This is a genomic window from Streptomyces toyocaensis (assembly GCF_000725125.1).
GTDB lineage: Bacteria > Actinomycetota > Actinomycetes > Streptomycetales > Streptomycetaceae > Streptomyces > Streptomyces toyocaensis.
The window spans coordinates 176,930-193,667 of record NZ_JFCB01000003.1 but is presented as its reverse complement, the minus strand read 5'-3'; the positions used below and the strand labels follow the sequence as shown (position 1 = coordinate 193,667).

Here is a 16,738-nt window from a genome sequence, read left to right as displayed (position 1 = left end):
CCCCCGCCCAGGACTGCGACGGCCTCCATGGTCCGCCGACCTGCGGCGGAGCAGTCTGGACACAGGACAGCACAGCTCCGGACGAGAAGAAGGACGACGCCGATGGCCACGGAGTACGGACAGGGCTACGGGCTCCACGCGGGGCCCGGGCATCCCGGGAACGCCGAGGGACGGCGGCACCGGCTGCCGGCCGCCCTGCGGGCGCCGGTCGAGGGACGCACCTGGCGCGAGCTGGGGTACGTGCTGCTGAGCCTGCCGATCAGCATCCTGCTCTTCACGTACGCGGTCACCATGGTGTCGTTGGGGGCGGGCCTGCTGGTGACGTTCCTCGGCGTCCCGGTGCTGGCGGCGGCGCTCGCCGGCTGCCGGGGCCTCGGGTCGGTGGAGCGGGCGCGGGCACGGGGGCTGCTGGGCCTGGAGGTGGGCGAGCCGGAGCCGTTGCGGGCGAAGCGGCACGGGCTCATGGGGTGGGTCGGCGCCGTGCTGAAGAGCGGCGCGTCCTGGCGGTCGCTGCTGTACGCGGTGATCCAGCTGCCGTGGGCGGTGCTCTCCTTCGCCGTCACCGTGACCCTGTGGACGCTGGGCTGGTCGCTGCTGACGTATCCGCTGTACTTCTGGGTCTTCCCGGCGTACGCCGGGCAGGACGGCATACAGCTGTACGGCGACGAGCAGCGCCGGATCTATCTGGACAACCCCTTCGAGATCTCGGTGACCGCGGGGGTGGGTCTGCTGTTCACGCTGGCCACGCCATGGATCGTACGGGCGCTGACGATGGTGAACCGGCTGATGGTGCACGGGCTGCTCGGACCGTCCCGGCTGGCCACGCGGGTGGTGGAGCTGGAGTCGGACCGCGGGGTCGTGGTGGACACGGCGGCGGCGGACCTGCGGCGCATCGAGCGCGACCTGCACGACGGGGCGCAGGCCCGGCTGGTCGCGCTGGCCATGGACCTGGGGCTGGCGAAGGAGAAGCTGCGGGAGGACCCGCAGGTCGCGGCGCGGATGGTGGGCGAGGCACACGGCGAGGTCAAGACGGCGCTGCAGGAGCTGCGGGACCTGGCGCGCGGCATCCATCCGGCGGTCCTGACCGACCGGGGACTGGACGCGGCGCTGTCCTCGGTCGCCTCGCGGTGCACGGTCCCGGTGCAGGTGGAGGTGGACCTGACGGAGCGGCCCGCGCCGGCCATCGAGGGCATCGCCTACTTCACGGCCTCGGAGCTGCTGCAGAACGTCAGCAAGCACGCGCGGGCGACCCGGGCGGCCGTGGAGGTGTGGCGGTCGGAGAACCGGCTGATGCTCCAGGTCGAGGACAACGGAGTGGGCGGCGCCGACATCTCCCGGGGCTCCGGGCTGGCGGGGCTGGCGGAGCGGCTGGACGCGGTGGACGGGATCCTGGTGGTGGACTCACCGGCCGGCGGCCCGACCCGGGTGACCGCCGAACTGCCGTGGCGCGCGGAGCGCGCCCGATGACCACGTGCTGAGACCGGGAGACCCGCGACACCCCTGATCCCGTCACCCCGGCCCGTCCTCCGGCGAATGCTGGAATGCTGGACCTGTTGACGACCGGGTCCGCCAGGAGGGCGGGCCCGGAACAGGGGCGTGGGGGGCCGGAGAACGTGGAGGACAGGGTGCGGGTGGTCATCGCCGAGGATTCGGTGCTGCTGCGGGAGGGCCTGACCCGGCTGCTGACCGACCGGGGGCACGAGGTCGTGGCCGGTGTCGGCGACGGAGAGGCACTGATCAAGACCGTCACCGAGCTGGACGGGCAGAACCAGCTCCCGGACGTCGTGGTGGCGGACGTCCGGATGCCGCCGACACACACGGACGAGGGCGTGCGGGCGGCGGTACAGCTGCGCAAGGCGCATCCGGGGGTCGGGGTGCTGGTGCTGTCGCAGTACGTGGAGGAGCGCTACGCCACGGAGCTGCTCGCCGGTTCCAGCCGGGGCGTCGGCTATCTGCTGAAGGACCGGGTGGCCGAGGTGCGCGAGTTCGTGGACGCGGTGGTGCGGGTGGCCGAGGGCGGGACCGCGCTGGACCCGGAGGTCGTCGCGCAGCTGCTGGGGCGCAGCCGCAAGCAGGACGTGCTCGCGGGGCTCACCCCGCGGGAGCGGGAGGTCCTGGGGCTGATGGCCGAGGGGCGGACGAACTCGGCGATCGCCAGGCAGCTGGTGGTCAGCGACGGCGCCGTGGAGAAGCACGTCAGCAACATCTTCCTGAAGCTGGGGCTCTCCCCGAGCGACGGCGATCACCGGCGGGTCCTGGCGGTTCTGACCTACCTGAACTCCTAGTGGGACCTCTCGAAGTCGTGTCCAACATGCGAATGACCCAAGGAAGGCGACCCTTACGGACGTAGGGTTGATCCGGGGAAGGCCCGCGGGAGGGCCGTCCCGGACAGCCGCCCTCGAGGAGGTCCAGTTCAGTGACCAGCCAGGTCAGCAGCACAGCGGAGCATGCCGACGGAGCAGTCGTGGGAGAGCAGCGCACAGCGGCGGGCACGAAGGACGTCCGCCGGCTCGACCGGGTGATCATCCGGTTCGCGGGGGACTCGGGTGACGGGATGCAGCTCACCGGGGACCGTTTCACCTCGGAGACCGCGTCCTTCGGCAACGACCTCTCCACGCTGCCGAACTTCCCGGCCGAGATCCGCGCCCCCGCCGGAACCCTGCCCGGTGTCTCGTCCTTCCAGCTCCACTTCGCCGACCACGACATCCTCACCCCCGGCGACGCGCCGAACGTGCTGGTGGCGATGAACCCGGCCGCGCTGAAGGCCAACATCGGCGACCTGCCGCGCGGCGCGGAGATCATCGTCAACACCGACGAGTTCACCAGGCGGGCGATGCAGAAGGTCGGCTACGACAGCAGCCCCCTGGAGGACGGCTCGCTGGACGGCTACCACCTGCACCCGGTGCCGCTGACCACGCTGACGGTCGAGGCGCTCAAGGACTTCGACCTCAGCCGCAAGGAGGCCGAGCGCAGCAAGAACATGTTCGCGCTCGGGCTGCTGAGCTGGATGTACCACCGGCCCACCGAGGGCACGGAGAAGTTCCTGCGGTCGAAGTTCGCCAAGAAGCCCGACATCGCGGAGGCGAACATCGCGGCCTTCCGGGCGGGCTGGAACTTCGGTGAGACGACGGAGGACTTCGCGGTCTCCTACGAGGTCGCGCCGGCGGCGACGGCGTTCCCGCCGGGTGTCTACCGCAACATCTCCGGGAACCTGGCCCTGTCCTACGGGCTGGTCGCCGCCTCCCGGCAGGCGGACCTCCCGCTGTTCCTGGGTTCGTACCCGATCACTCCGGCCTCGGACATCCTGCACGAGCTGAGCCGGCACAAGAACTTCGGCGTGCGCACCTTCCAGGCCGAGGACGAGATCGCGGGCATCGGTGCCGCGCTCGGGGCGGCCTTCGGCGGCTCGCTCGCGGTGACGACGACCTCGGGTCCGGGGGTGGCGCTGAAGTCGGAGACGATCGGTCTCGCGGTGTCCCTGGAGCTGCCGCTGCTGATCGTGGACATCCAGCGCGGCGGTCCGTCCACGGGTCTGCCGACCAAGACGGAGCAGGCGGACCTGCTGCAGGCGATGTACGGGCGCAACGGCGAGGCCCCGGTACCCGTGGTCGCCCCGCGCACCCCGGCCGACTGCTTCGACGCGGCCCTGGAGGCGGCCAGGATCGCGCTGGCCTACCGCACCCCCGTCTTCCTCCTGTCCGACGGCTACCTCGCCAACGGCAGCGAGCCGTGGCGGATCCCGGACCTGGAGGAGCTGCCCGATCTGAGGGTGCGGTTCGCGCAGGGACCCAATCACGCGCTGGACGACGGCACCGAGGTGTTCTGGCCCTACAAGCGCGACCCGCAGACCCTGGCCCGCCCGTGGGCGATCCCCGGTACGCCGGGTCTGGAGCACCGCATCGGCGGCATCGAGAAGCAGGACGGCACGGGCAACATCTCGTACGACCCCGCCAACCACGACTTCATGGTGCGCACCCGGCAGGCCAAGGTCGACGGCATCGACGTACCCGACCTCGACGTCGACGACCCGGACGGGACCGCCGGCCTGCTGGTGCTGGGCTGGGGCTCGACGTACGGGCCGATCACGGCGGCCGTGCGGAGGCTGCGGAACGCCGGGGAGCGGGTCGCGCAGGCCCACCTGCGGCACCTGAACCCCTTCCCGCGCAATCTCGGGGCGGTGCTCGAGAAGTACGACAAGGTGGTGGTCCCCGAGATGAACCTCGGTCAGCTCGCCACACTCGTCCGGGCGAAGTACCTGGTGGACGCGCAGTCGTACAACCAGGTCAACGGCATGCCGTTCAAGGCGGAGCAGCTCGCCACGGCGCTGAAGGAGGCCATCGATGACTGACACCGACGCGCTGCTGCAGCTCGTCCCCAAGGCCGAGGGCAAGCAGTCCATGAAGGACTTCAAGTCCGACCAGGAAGTGCGCTGGTGCCCCGGCTGCGGTGACTACGCCGTCCTCGCCGCCGTGCAGGGCTTCATGCCCCAGCTCGGCCTGGCGAAGGAGAACATCGTCTTCGTCTCCGGCATCGGCTGCTCCTCCCGTTTCCCGTACTACATGAACACCTACGGGATGCACTCCATCCACGGCCGCGCCCCCGCGATCGCCACCGGCCTCGCGGCCTCCCGCCGGGACCTGTCGGTGTGGGTGGTGACGGGTGACGGCGACGCCCTGTCCATCGGCGGCAACCACCTCATCCACGCCCTGCGCCGCAACGTCAACCTGAAGATCCTGCTGTTCAACAACCGGATCTACGGCCTGACCAAGGGCCAGTACTCCCCCACCTCCGAGGTCGGGAAGATCACCAAGTCGACGCCGATGGGCTCGCTCGACGCCCCCTTCAACCCGGTGTCCCTGGCCATCGGCGCGGAGGCCTCCTTCGTGGCCCGCACGGTCGACTCGGACCGGAGGCACCTCACCGAGGTGCTGCGCCAGGCCGCCGACCATCCGGGCACGGCGCTGGTGGAGATCTACCAGAACTGCAACATCTTCAACGACGGAGCCTTCGAGGTCCTCAAGGACCGGCAGCAGGCGGAGGACGCGGTGATCCGCCTGGAGCACGGCGAGCCGATCCGCTTCGGCGCCGACCGCTCCAAGGGTGTCGTCCGCGACCCGCGGACCGGTGATCTGAAGGTGGTCGCGGTGACCCCGGAGAACGAGGCCGGGATCCTGGTGCACGACGCGCACGCCGCGTCCCCGACCACCGCGTTCGCGCTGTCCCGGCTCGCGGACCCCGACACCCTGCACCACACGCCCATCGGTGTCTTCCGCTCCGTCGGGCGGCCCGTCTACGACACCCTCATGGCCGACCAGCTCGACACCGCGATCGAGCAGAGGGGCAAGGGCGACCTCGCCGCGCTCCTGGCCGGCGGCGACACCTGGACCGTCGTCGGCTGACGGCCGCCGCGATCCGCTTGAGGCCCGGGCGCCCTACGGCGTCCGGGCCTCGTCGTACGCCTGCCGGGCCGCGAGGACGTCGGTCATGCGCTTCTCCGTCCACAGGGCCAGGTCGTCTGCTCCCGCGGCACGTCGGGGAGCGTCCTCCCCTCCCGTCGCCGCCCGGGCCGGTGCGGGCCGACATGACGTGGCCCGCACGGTGTCGGCTCCGTCCCGGATCGCTGAACTCCTGTTCGGCGACTGTGTGTACGGCTACGCTGGGCCCACAGTCACGGGCTGTCACGGGCTTTGCGGAGGCAGGCGCATGGGGGAGCCGATATTCAGCGTGCTGGGCCCGCTCCGGGTACGGGCCCGGGGTGCAGCGGAGCCGCTGCCGCTGGGCGGCCCGAAGCCGCGGGCGGTCCTCGCCACGCTCCTGCTGGAGCCCGGGGCGTTCGTCTCGCTCGACGTCCTGACGGAGGTCCTGTGGCCCGGCGGCGCGCCCCGCTCGGCGGTGGCCAACGTCCGCACGTATGTGCGCGCGGTCCGGGCGGCCCTGCGGGCCGCGGGCATCGTCACCGACGGGCTGCGCACCCTGCCCTCGGGCTACACCCTGGACGTGGAACCCGGCGATCACGACATGGTGCTGTTCGAGCACCTCCTGGACCGTGCCCGCGCGGCCCGCGACCGGGGCGACGACGGCGCCGCCCTGCGCGGCTACGACACGGCGCTCGCGCTGTGGCGGGGCGGCGTGCTCCAGGACCTGCCGCCCAGCGTCGTGTGGGATCCGGTCGTCGCCCGGATCGAGGGGCTGCGCTCCCTCGCCGTCGACGAATGCCTCCAGGTGCGGCTGCGACTGGGCGACTACGCGCCGCTCGTCGCCGACCTCAGGAGCCGTCTCACCGAGGACCCGCTGCGCGAGGACCTGTGGCAGATGCTGGTCCGCGCCCTCTACGGTGCCGGACGCGTCACGGAGGCCCGCGTCGCCTACGCCGAGGCCGAGCGGGTCCTCGCCGCCGAACTGGGCGTCGCCCCCGGTGCCCCGCTGCGCGCCACCGGTGAGGAGGTCAACGGGCAGGTGGCCGGGCGCCGCGCCGCCCCGGTCACACCGGTGTGCCAGCTGCCGATGGACGTACCCGACTTCACCGGCCGGGACGTGGAGGTCGCCGCCCTGGAGGAGCTGCTGTCCGGGGCGGGCCGGCGGCCGGTCGTCGCCGTGGTGTCGGGCCTGCCGGGGGCGGGGAAGTCCACCCTGATCGTCCATGTCGCCCACCGGGTGCGGCACCTGTTCCCGGACGGGCAGCTGTTCGTCGATCTGGGCGGCATGAGCGGCCGCCCCCGTGAGGCGGCCGACGTGCTCGCCGAGATGCTGCGGGGCCTCGGCGTCATCGACCACGCCATTCCGGCCGAACCGCGCGAGCGGGCCGCGCTGCTGCGTTCCCGACTGGCCGCGCGGCGCTTCCTGATCGTCCTGGACGACGCCTCGACCAGCGCGCAGGTCCGCGCGCTGCTGCCGGGCACCGGCGGGTCCGCGGTGCTGGTCGGCTCGCGCCGGCGCATGCCGTCCCTGCCCGCCTACCACTGCCCCCTCGGCGTGATGCGGCACGACGAGGCCCGGACGCTGCTCGGCCGGATCGTCGGTGAGGAGCGGCTGCGCGGCGCCGACGCGCATGCCGACCGGGTGCTCGCCGGCTGCGGGTCGTTGCCGCTGGCCGTGCGGATCGCCGGGGCCCGGCTGGCGAACCGGCCGGGCTGGACCGTCGCCGCGCTGGCCGACTTCCTGCACGACGAGCGTGACCGGCTGGACCGGTTGCGGGCCGGCGAGCTGGAGGTCCGGGCGAGCGCGGAGCTGAGCTACCGGCATCTGCCCGAACACGCCGCCGCCGCCTTCCGCGCCTTCGGCCGGCTGCCCGCCGAGGCGGTACCGGGCTGGCTCGTCACGGTCGCGATGGGGGACGCCGAGGAGCCGGCCCCGGTGCTCGAGACACTGCTCGACGAGCACCTGGTCGAGGTGGTGGGCACCGACCCGCTGGGCCTGCAGCGCTACCGCATGCACGATCTGCTCCACATCTACGCGCGTGAACTCACCAAGGCGGACGACCCCGCCGTCCGGCGCGAGCACGGGCTGCGGACCGTGGACGCCCTGATCGCGCTGGCCCGCTGTGCGAACGCCGCGATGCCGACGCGCTTCCTCGGGGTGCTGGGGGAAGCCGTCCCGCTGCCCGGCCCGGCCGCCGGCGTCGCCCGCGCCGTACGCACCAGGCCGGTCGAGTGGTTCGAGAGCGAACGACGGGTCCTCGTCGCCGCAGTGGAGTCCGCTCTGCGCCTCGGCGACCACGCGCGGGCGGGCGACCTCGCCGTCGAGCTGGCCGGCTTCTTCGACATGCGGGGCCACTACGACGACTGGCTGCGCACCCACCGGCTGGCCCTCCAGGCGGGGCCCGCACCCGCCGACACCCGGTCCGCCGCGCTGCTGCGCAACCTCGGCCAGTTGCACCTCTACCAGGACCGGTACGCCGACGCGCTCACCGCGTTCACCCGCTCCCGGGAGGTCTTCACCGCCCTCGGCCACCGCTCGGGCGAGGCGGTCGCCCGGCTCGGCATCGGCTCCGTGCACCGGGTGACCGGCGACCTGGACTCGGCGCTGGCCTCCTTCACCGCGGCACGGCACACCTTCCGGGCGGCGGCCGACCGGCACGGTGAGGCCATCGCGCACAACGCGATCGCCTCGGTGTGGCTGGACCGGGGCGACGCGGACGCCGCGGCACCGTGGCTCGACGACGCGCTCGCCCTGTCCCGCGACGTCGGCGACCGGCACCGCGAGGCACAGGTCCGGCGCCGCATCGCCGTACTGCACGAACTGCGCGGCACACCGCACAGGGCGCGGGCCGAGCTGGAGCGGGCCCTGGGGATCTTCGACGAGCTGACCGACACGCACTGCGCGGCGTACGTGCAGCAGAGCATCGGGGAGCTGTGCCTGCGGCAGGGCGACGCGGGCCGGGCGTCGGCGCTGCTGGTGGGTGCGCTGGCGGTGCAGCAGCGGCTCGGCGACCGCCGTGCGGAGGCCCGGGTGGCGTGTCTGCTGGGCGAGTTGCACCACGCGACGGGCCGGAAGCAGACCGCGCGGCGCTACTTCCACCGCTCGCTGTCGGCCTACCGGCGCCTCGACGTGCGCGACCAGGCCGAGCTGGTGGACGCCAAGCTGCGCTCGTTGCGCTGAGCCGGTGGCGGCGGGACGGCACCCCGCACGGGTGGGTACGGCGGCACACGGCCGCCGTACCCACTCCCCCGGTCCGGCTGCGGCGCCGGGCTCAGCAGCCGTTGGTGCTGGTCTGGTAGCGCGTGAGGTAGTCGTACCAGGTGACGCCCTGCACGACGGCGACGACGACACTGCCGTCGTGGATCTGCTCGTAGTGCAGATGCGGCGAGATGTCGTAGAGCGCGGACGTGGCGCCGACGGTGCCGATGCGCTGACCGCGCGAGACGGTGTCGCCCTCCTGCACGTCACGGGACTGCAGGTGCGAGTACCGCGTCCGCCAGCCGTTGCCGTGCCCGATGACGACGGTGTTCCCGTAGCCGGTGCTCGTGGCGTAGTACGACGAGAGGACGGTGCCGCCGGCGCTGGCGAGGACGCGGCGGCCGAGGTCGTCCGGGGTGCCGTTCGCGTCGTAGTGGTTCCAGTCGATGGAGTGGGCGGGGCTGTGACCCTGCCAGTTGCTGCCGCGCCAGGTCTGTCCGCAGACGAACGGCATGCGGAACGCGGGGCGTGTCGATGCGGCCTGGAGCTCGGCCGAGGCCTTCTCCGGCGCCGCGACCGAGGCCGGGGCGGCCGCCATCAGTGCGGCCAGGCCGCACAGTGCCGCGAGCAGCCGACGGCCCTGTCTCTTCCGTATGCGCATGGTTCCTCCCGTGGTCGCCGAGGTGACTGGGGCGATTGAAGGAGGTGCGCATACAAAGCGGATACAAGTCGCCGCACACGGTGTTCCGGAACGGGAGCGGCGACGTGATCCGTCATGACCGTATGTCGGTACGGGCATGACACGCGGGGGTGTGCGGCGTTACCGTCGTTCGCGGCGTCGCGCGCGCGTTCGGCGGGCGTCGCCGGATACAGGGCACGCGTCAGGCACGAAGGAGGGCCCGTGACCGGGAAGTCGGCCGCAGAGCGGCGCACAGGACTGCTGAACGGCTTCGCGGCGTACGGCATGTGGGGGCTCGTCCCGCTGTTCTGGCCGCTGCTCAAGCCCGCGGGGGCGGTGGAGATCCTGGCCCACCGCATGGTCTGGTCGCTGTTCTTCGTGGCCGCCGCCCTGCTCGTCATACGCCGCTGGGCCTGGCTCGGCGAGCTGCTGCGGCAACCGCGCAGGCTGGCGCTGGTCACGGTCGCCGCGGCGGTCATCACCGTGAACTGGGGCGTCTACATCTGGTCCGTGAACTCCGGGCACGTCGTCGAGGCATCCCTGGGCTACTTCATCAACCCGCTGGTGACCATCGCGATGGGCGTGCTGCTGCTGAAGGAGCGCCTGAGGCCCGTCCAGTGGGCGGCGGTCGGGGTCGGCGCCGCAGCGGTGCTCGTCCTGACCGTCGGCTACGGCCAGCCGCCGTGGATCTCGCTCTGTCTCGCCTTCTCCTTCGCCACGTACGGGCTGGTGAAGAAGAAGGTCGACCTCGGCGGCGTCGAGTCGCTGGCCGCCGAGACCGCGATCCAGTTCCTGCCCGCGCTGGGCTTCCTGCTGTGGCTGGGCGCCCGGGGCGACTCCACCTTCGCCGTCGAGGGCACGGGGCACGCGCTGCTGCTCGCCGCGACCGGACTGGTCACCGCGCTCCCGCTGGTCTGCTTCGGCGCCGCCGCGATCCGTGTGCCCCTGTCGACGCTGGGACTGCTGCAGTACCTGGCGCCGGTCTTCCAGTTCCTGCTCGGTGTCCTGTACTTCAAGGAGGCCATGCCGCCCGAGCGCTGGGCCGGTTTCGCGCTGGTGTGGCTGGCGCTCACCCTGCTCACCTGGGACGCGCTGCGCTCCGCCCGCCGTACCGCCCGCCTGCTGGCCGGCGGGCTCGACGTGCCGGCGACCGCGGTGGCCGCTCACCCCGCGCCGGCCGGCACGGCGGACGCGGTGCCGGCTGCGCGGAGCGTGCCCGCCGCGTCCGGGGCGGACGCGCTGGAGACCAGGCCGTAGCCCGCGCACGGAACGGACGACACGGACGGCCCGGACGCCGAGCCGCCGGCCGGTGTCAGTGCCGGGTCCTATAACTGACCGCATGACGCAGACACCGACTCCGGCCACGCCCGTCCACTGGAAGGTCGTCGTCGACGCGGCCGACCCGCACGCGCAGGCCGACTTCTGGGCCGCCGCACTCCGGTACGTGGTCGAGGACAACAGCGCGCTCATCGGGAAGCTGCTCGGCGCGGGAGCCGTTCCGGCCGGGCTCACCGTCGAGTCCCACGGCCGTCACGCCTGGCGCGACCTGGCCGCGGTACGGCATCCCGACGACCCGTACGACGAGGAGACCGGCACCGGCCGCGGACGGCGCCTGCTGTTCCAGCGCGTACCGGAGGAGAAGACGGTCAAGAACCGGCTGCACCTGGACCTGCACCCCGGGGAGGGGCGCCGCGAGGAGGAACTCGCGCGCCTGGAGGGGCTCGGCGCGCGCGTGCTGCGGCGGGTGCAGGAGCCTTCCGGGGGGTGGCTGGTGATGGCCGACCCGGAAGGCAACGAGTTCTGCCTGCACTGAGGGCCCGGCGGGGGCCGCCCGCGCGGGACGCGTTCAGGCCTGCCGTGTGCGGGCCCGTTCGGTCAGGCGGCCCATGCGGGCGCGCGCGGACTCCAGTTCCTCGATCTCGTCGGCGGCGGGGCCGCCCGCCGCGGCGAGCTCGGACCACAGCGCGATCAGCTCGTGCCCGAGCTCCAGTCCGAGCAGCGGGTCGCGCACCGCGCGCCACGCGGTGGCCGCGCTGCGGACGTTGCCGTAGGCGGCCTCCGTGTCCTGCGCGCGGCGGCAGATCAGGGCGAGATCGAGGGAGAGCCGGAAGGCGTGCAGCGGCTCACCGGCCAGGTAGGCGATGTACGCGGTGAGTTCCCGCAGGCGGAGGACCTCGGGGTGCTCCGGCCCCAGGGTGGCCGACGCCTCCGTCAGGGTCTCCCCGGCCAGGCGGGCGGCCGTGTCGATCCGGCCGGACCGGACGGCCTCGTTGACCCGGGCCATGGGCTCGGCGAGGTGGTTCCCGCCGGACGCGGCGAGGGGTTCGTCACCGAGCACCGCCTCCGCCACGGCGTCGAACCCCCGGGGCGGGGTGGGCTTGGGATCGGGGTCGAACAAGGGCTCCGGGGCCGGGGACGGTTCCGCGGCATGCGGCCTCGCGTCCATCGGCGGAGGCGGACCGAACGCCCCCGTCGGGGGCGCGACCGTGCCGGGCGGCGCGGTCTCCGCCGACGCGGGCAGGGCCCGCAGCTCGAAGGTCGGTACGGCGTCCCGGGCAGCCGCCTCTTCGGTGACCGGCCGCAGCCGGAAGGTGGGGGCGGCGTCCCGTGCCGGAGCCGGACCCTCCGGTGCCTGCGGTTCCGGCACGGGGCGCAGGAGGTGCGTCGGCCGGTCCGCGTCCGGCTCCGTCCCCGGTGCGGACTCCGCGTGCCGCACCGGCTCGGCCCCCCGTGCCGGCTCCCGGTCCCGCGCCGGGCGGATCCGTGCCGGCCGGCCCGTGAAGTGGCTGGAGCCGTCCGGGTCGACCCGGAGCGGGACGACGCAGCCGATGCGTTCGTCGTGCACGGTGGCGAGGACGGCGTGCCCGGAGGCGAGGGCGATGCGGTGCAGCCGGTTCAGCACCGCCTGCTGGATCTCCTCGCCCGGCCCCGCGAACACCGGTACCCCGCCGACCGACGCCCCGACCGTGCCGGCCCCGCCGCCGACGGGGACACGGACGTCGATCGGCGCTGCCGCGAGGTCCGCCGCGTGCGCGGCCTGCTGCTGTTCCCGCTTGTTCTCGCGGCTGAGTCGAGACATCGTCCCCTCATTCGGGTCGTACACCTACCGTCGAGTCTGTCCGCTCGCCCGCGCTTCTCACGTCACCGCGTTGTCACAGGCTCGTCCCAACGACCGGGCACGCCGGTTTCCCGCCCGCCCGGTGGCATCCGGTGGCATGAGGACCGGGGGAGGCGAGCAGGAGAGGGGCATGGGGACAGGCATGCGAGAGGGACCGGAGATCTGGATCCGGGGGCCGGTGGCGGCGCCGGAGGCGGAGGCGTCCCCGCCGCGGTCCGCCCCCGCACGGTCGCCGGAACGGCGCTTCTCCTGGGTGGGCCTGCACGGGGGCGCCGGCGTCTCGACGCTCGCCGCGGTCTACGGCGGTCATGACGGCGGACGTGTCTGGCCCGGACCCGCCGATCCGCGGTCGGTGCTGCTCGTCGCCCGGACCCACGCGGCCGGTCTGGACGCCGTGCTCCCGGCCGCGGAGGTGTTCCGGCGCGGAGAGGCGCCCCGGGGGCTCGGCCTGGACGCCGTGGTCCTGGTGGCGGACGCGCCGGGACGGCTGCCGCGCCCCCTCGCCCACCGGGTCCGGCACATCGAGTCGGTGATCGACGTGTACCGCGTGCCGTGGGTGCCGGAATGGCGGCTGGGCGACCTGAGCGGCCGGCCGCCCCGCGGGACGGAGCCGCTGGCCCGTCTGACGGGCGCGCCGCACTGAGCGGGGACGGCGTCGTGGAGATCGCCTCCGCCGTACGCGGGCGGCGGCTGCGGGCCGTGGACGTGGCCGCGGAGGCGCTGGAGCGGATCGAACGGGCGGATCCGGTGCTGTGCGCGTTCACCGAGGTGTGGGGCGAGGAGGCGCTGCGGCGGGCGGGGGACGTGGACGCGCGGGTCGACGCCGGGGAGCGGCTGCCGCTGGCCGGGGTGCCGATCGCGGTGAAGGGACGGTCCGGGCGGCGTGCGGCGGGACCGCTGCTCGCGGCCGGCGCTGTCGCGGTGGGCGCCACCGCCGTGCCCGGCCCGGGGACGCCCTGGCAGACGTGGGGGCTCGGGGCGCGCGGCCGCACCGTCAACCCGTGGCGGGCGGACCGTACGCCCGGCGGCTCCTCGGCCGGGTCGGCGGTGGCGGTGGCGGCCGGGCTGGTACCGCTGGCGACGGGCAGTGACGGGGCGGGCTCGGTGCGGATCCCGGCGGCGTGGTGCGGGGTCGTCGGGCTGAAGGTGACGGGCGGCCGTCTGCCCTCGCCCGACCGTACGGGCCTCGCGGCGCCCGGGGTCCTCACCCGCACGGCGGCGGACGCGGCCGCCTGGTGGCGGGTGGTGTCGGGGCCGGCCGCCGGCGCCGGGGCGGTTCCGTCCTTCCCCGTCACCGCCGTCTGGTCCCCCGACCTCGGATTCGCCGATCCCGACCCCGAGCCGGTGGCCCTGGCCCGTGCGGCGGTCGGGCGGCTGGCCGAGGCCGGTGTCGTACGGCTCGTACGTCCCTCGGAGCCGCCGTCGCTCCTCGACCCCGCCCGGGCCTGGTTCGCCCTGCGCACGTCCGGCGCCGACCGGTCCGACGCCCACCGCGTCCGCGCGGGGAACGACCGGCGTCTGGACGCCCTCCTCGCCCGCACCGGCCTGCTGCTGACTCCCACGGCGCCCACGGCCCCGCACGGCCACGACGGCCCCGGTGACGTCTACTCGACCGCGCTCACCTGGGCGTTCAACGTCAGTGGTCACCCCGCGCTGAGCCTGCCGGCCGGGTTCGGCGGCGACGGCTGCCCCGCAGGACTCCAGGTGGTGGCGGCGCACGGGCGGGAGGAGGTGCTGCTCGCCGTCGCGCGGGAGGCGGAGCGGCGCGGGGCCGTCGGCTGAGCGCACCTTGGCAGACTACTTGCATGTACATATGATGCAGATGCCTGTAATTGGCGTACGCCGAGCATCTTGGGGATGATCATGAGTCGCCGCTTCCTCTTCGTCCTGGGCAGCGCCCGCCCCGACGGGAACACCGAACTGCTGGCCCGCAGGGCCGCCGAACAACTGCCGCCCGATGTGGAGCAGCAGTGGATCGACCTCACCGCCCACCCCCTCCCCGACTTCGAGGACCTGCGCCACGACAGCGACCATGTGCGCCCCACCGGGGGCCCCGTGGCCCTGCTGCTGGACGCCACGCTCGCGGCGACGGACGTGGTGATCGCCTCGCCGCTGTACTGGTACTCGGTGTCCGCGCAGACCAAGCGCTACCTGGACCACTGGTCGGGCTGGCTGCGCACGCCGGGGCTGGACTTCAAGGCGACGATGGCGGGACGCACCCTGTGGGGCGTCACCGCGCTCGCGCACGAGGAGCCGGACGTCGCCGGCCCGCTGGTCGGCACGCTGAACAACTCGGCGGCGTACATGGGAATGAGCTTCGGCGGCGTGCTGCTCGGCAACGGCAGCAGGCCGGGTGACGTCCTGAAGGACACCGACGCCCTGGCCCGCGCCAAGACGTTCTTCGCCCGGCAGGCGCCGCTCGCCCGCTTCCCGTACGAGACACCCCGACGGGGCGAGCCGCGCGTCGCCGGCCTCCCTACGCGGTGACGTCCTTCGACGTGAACCTCGCCCAGGCCGCGGAGCCGAACACCGCCGCGTAGAGGGCCTGGAGGCCGAGGTTCTTCGTCAGGTCGTCCCAGTGCACCGGTTCGCGCATCAGGTCGGCGAAGGACAGCCAGTAGTGGGGGAAGAGGTAGGGGTGCAGCGCGTGCAGCTGGGGGATCTGGTCGAGGATCTGGACCGTGATGAGCAGCCCGACCGTGGTCGCCATCGCCGCGATGCCGCTGTTGGTCAGCGTGGAGACGAAGAGGCCGAGCGCCGCCACCCCGGTCAGGGACGCGGCGACGACCAGGGCGATGAGCAGGGCTCTGACCAGACCCTCGCCGAAGCTGATCCGGGTGCCCGAGATGGTCGTGAGATCGCCGAGGGGGAACAGCAGCGCGCCGACGAGCAGCGCCGAGACGGCGACCACCAGCGTGGCGACCAGGCAGAAGGCCATGACCGTCGCGTACTTGGTGAGCAGCAGGCGGGTCCGGCCGGCGGGGGCGACCAGGAGGTAGCGCAGGGTGCCGGCGCTCGCCTCGCCGGCGAGGGAGTCGCCCGCGACGACTCCGATCGCCATGGGAAGGAAGAACGGCAGGGTCGCGGCGAGACCGGTGAAGACCAGGAACAGTCCGTTGTTGGTGATCTGCGAGATGAAGGCGGGGCCTTCGCCGCCCCCGCCACCGGCCGACGAGCCGTCACCGGTCTCGATCCTCACGGCGACGCCGATCAGGACCGGCACGGCCGCCAGCACCCCCAGCAGGGCGAGGGTGCGCCAGCGCCGGAACGTGGTGAGCAGCTCGCTGCGGAACAGGCCGAGGGTCCACAGGGGGCTCACCCTCCGCTCCGCCTCAGCCCGCGACATCGAAGCCCTCCCCGGTCAGCGCCACGAACGCCTCCTCCAGCGAGGCCCGTTCGACCCCGAAGCCGCGGACCCGGACCCCTGCGGTGACCAGCGCGGCGTTCACCTCGGCGAGGTCGCGCTCGGGTGCTTCGCCGGTCACCCGGTCGTCGGCCACGACGACGTCGGCGACTCCCTGTTCCTTCAGGACCCGGGCCGCGTCGGCGGGGTCCGGCGTGGTCACCACCAGCCGGCCCCGGGCGCCCGCCGACAGCTCGGCGACCGGGCCCTGGGTGATCAGCCGGCCCCGTGCCATCACGGCGGCGTGCGTGCACACCTGCTCGATCTCGTCGAGCAGGTGGGAGGAGAGGAAGACGGTGGTGCCGTCCGAGGCCAGCGCGCGGATGAGCGTGCGGATCTCCCGCATGCCCTGCGGGTCGAGGCCGTTGGTCGGCTCGTCCAGGACGAGCAGCCGGCGCGGCTGGAGCAGGGCGGCCGCGAGACCGAGGCGCTGCTTCATGCCGAGGGAGTACGCCTTCGCCTTCTTGCCGGCGGCGGCCGTGAGGCCCACCCGGTCGAGCGCGGCGGCGACGCGGGCGCTCCGGGTGCGCGGATCGGCGGTCGGGTCGGCGGCGTCGTAGCGCAGGAGGTTGTCCCGGCCGGAGAGGAAGCCGTACAGGGCCGGGCCCTCGATGAGGGCGCCGACGTGGGGCAGCACGGCGCGCGCCGAGCGGGGCATGGGGCGCCCCAGGACGTGCGCCGTGCCGGAGGTCGGCTCGATCAGGCCCATCAGCATGCGGATGGTGGTGGTCTTGCCCGAGCCGTTGGGGCCGAGGAAGCCGAAGACGCTGCCCTCCGGGACGGTCAGGTGAAGACCGTCGACGGCGAGCTGCCCGCCGCGGTAGCGCTTGGTGAGCGCGCGGGTGGCGACGACCGCGTCACCCGCGTGTGCCCCGTCCGGCTCGCCGGCGGACGCCTCGCCCATCGCTCCCTCGTTCCCTGT

At 73.6% G+C, this 16,738-nt stretch carries 15 protein-coding genes; 10 read left to right on the top strand and 5 right to left on the bottom strand.

The annotated features are described in order from the left end of the window. The first annotated feature begins 102 nt into the window (after positions 1-102). From BU52_RS06205 to BU52_RS06190, 4 genes are all read left to right on the top strand, one after another. Entirely contained in the window at positions 103-1,467 is a 1,365-nt protein-coding gene (locus BU52_RS06205; protein ID WP_037929420.1) for a sensor histidine kinase, read from the top strand. A gap of 158 nt (positions 1,468-1,625) precedes the next feature. After that, on the top strand, positions 1,626-2,285 hold the full coding sequence (locus tag BU52_RS06200) for a response regulator transcription factor (protein WP_327148558.1): 660 nt from the start codon (positions 1,626-1,628) through the stop codon (positions 2,283-2,285). Between the two features lie 131 nt (positions 2,286-2,416). Next, on the top strand, positions 2,417-4,348 hold the full coding sequence (locus tag BU52_RS06195) for a 2-oxoacid:acceptor oxidoreductase subunit alpha (RefSeq protein WP_037929414.1): 1,932 nt from the start codon (positions 2,417-2,419) through the stop codon (positions 4,346-4,348). Beyond that, positions 4,341-5,399, top strand: coding sequence for a 2-oxoacid:ferredoxin oxidoreductase subunit beta (locus BU52_RS06190; protein ID WP_037929412.1), 1,059 nt, complete (start codon positions 4,341-4,343; stop codon positions 5,397-5,399). Before BU52_RS06195 ends, BU52_RS06190 begins: the two co-directional genes overlap by 8 nt. Positions 5,400-5,432: 33 nt before the next feature. Here BU52_RS06190 and BU52_RS35900 read toward each other — a convergent pair whose 3' ends face one another. Continuing rightward, positions 5,433-5,597, bottom strand: coding sequence for a hypothetical protein (locus BU52_RS35900; RefSeq protein WP_200881159.1), 165 nt, complete (start codon positions 5,595-5,597; stop codon positions 5,433-5,435). Between the two features lie 106 nt (positions 5,598-5,703). Here BU52_RS35900 and BU52_RS06185 point away from each other — a divergent pair, with 106 nt between their 5' ends. Continuing rightward, positions 5,704-8,598: an AfsR/SARP family transcriptional regulator gene (locus BU52_RS06185; RefSeq protein WP_037929410.1), complete on the top strand. Its 2,895-nt coding sequence runs from the start codon at positions 5,704-5,706 to the stop codon at positions 8,596-8,598. A 91-nt stretch (positions 8,599-8,689) separates the two neighbouring features. Here the strand turns inward: BU52_RS06185 and BU52_RS06180 are convergent, their stop codons facing one another. Then, entirely contained in the window at positions 8,690-9,277 is a 588-nt protein-coding gene (locus BU52_RS06180; protein WP_200881158.1) for a M23 family metallopeptidase, read from the bottom strand. 240 nt (positions 9,278-9,517) lie between these two features. On the opposite strand from BU52_RS06180, the gene rarD reads away from it, so the two are divergent. Together rarD and BU52_RS06170 are read left to right on the top strand one after the other, a co-directional pair. Then, positions 9,518-10,552 (top strand): EamA family transporter RarD, encoded by a 1,035-nt coding sequence (rarD, locus tag BU52_RS06175; RefSeq protein ID WP_037929408.1) that lies wholly within the window; start codon positions 9,518-9,520, stop codon positions 10,550-10,552. A gap of 82 nt (positions 10,553-10,634) precedes the next feature. Beyond that, positions 10,635-11,108, top strand: a complete 474-nt coding sequence (locus BU52_RS06170) for a VOC family protein (protein WP_037929405.1) — start codon at positions 10,635-10,637, stop codon at positions 11,106-11,108. 33 nt (positions 11,109-11,141) lie between these two features. Here BU52_RS06170 and BU52_RS06165 read toward each other — a convergent pair whose 3' ends face one another. Next, positions 11,142-12,374: a hypothetical protein gene (locus tag BU52_RS06165; RefSeq protein WP_037929403.1), complete on the bottom strand. Its 1,233-nt coding sequence runs from the start codon at positions 12,372-12,374 to the stop codon at positions 11,142-11,144. A gap of 169 nt (positions 12,375-12,543) precedes the next feature. On the opposite strand from BU52_RS06165, the gene BU52_RS06160 reads away from it, so the two are divergent. From BU52_RS06160 to BU52_RS06150, 3 genes are all read left to right on the top strand, one after another. Continuing rightward, positions 12,544-13,056 carry a DUF6668 family protein gene (locus tag BU52_RS06160; RefSeq protein WP_037929398.1) on the top strand — a complete coding sequence of 171 codons (513 nt, stop codon included), beginning with the start codon at positions 12,544-12,546 and terminating at the stop codon, positions 13,054-13,056. Continuing rightward, positions 13,053-14,195 carry an amidase gene (locus BU52_RS06155; RefSeq protein WP_037929752.1) on the top strand — a complete coding sequence of 381 codons (1,143 nt, stop codon included), beginning with the start codon at positions 13,053-13,055 and terminating at the stop codon, positions 14,193-14,195. The genes BU52_RS06160 and BU52_RS06155 overlap by 4 nt, the downstream gene beginning before the upstream one ends. Positions 14,196-14,276: 81 nt before the next feature. Next, entirely contained in the window at positions 14,277-14,900 is a 624-nt protein-coding gene (locus BU52_RS06150) for a flavodoxin family protein (RefSeq protein ID WP_051857993.1), read from the top strand. Here BU52_RS06150 and BU52_RS06145 read toward each other — a convergent pair. Together BU52_RS06145 and BU52_RS06140 are read right to left on the bottom strand one after the other, a co-directional pair. After that, positions 14,890-15,759 carry an ABC transporter permease gene (locus BU52_RS06145; RefSeq protein ID WP_037929397.1) on the bottom strand — a complete coding sequence of 290 codons (870 nt, stop codon included), beginning with the start codon at positions 15,757-15,759 and terminating at the stop codon, positions 14,890-14,892. The two genes, BU52_RS06150 and BU52_RS06145, sit on opposite strands and share 11 nt — an antisense overlap. Next, positions 15,746-16,720 carry an ABC transporter ATP-binding protein gene (locus BU52_RS06140; protein WP_037929395.1) on the bottom strand — a complete coding sequence of 325 codons (975 nt, stop codon included), beginning with the start codon at positions 16,718-16,720 and terminating at the stop codon, positions 15,746-15,748. The genes BU52_RS06145 and BU52_RS06140 overlap by 14 nt, the downstream gene beginning before the upstream one ends. Positions 16,721-16,738: the final 18 nt, after the last annotated feature.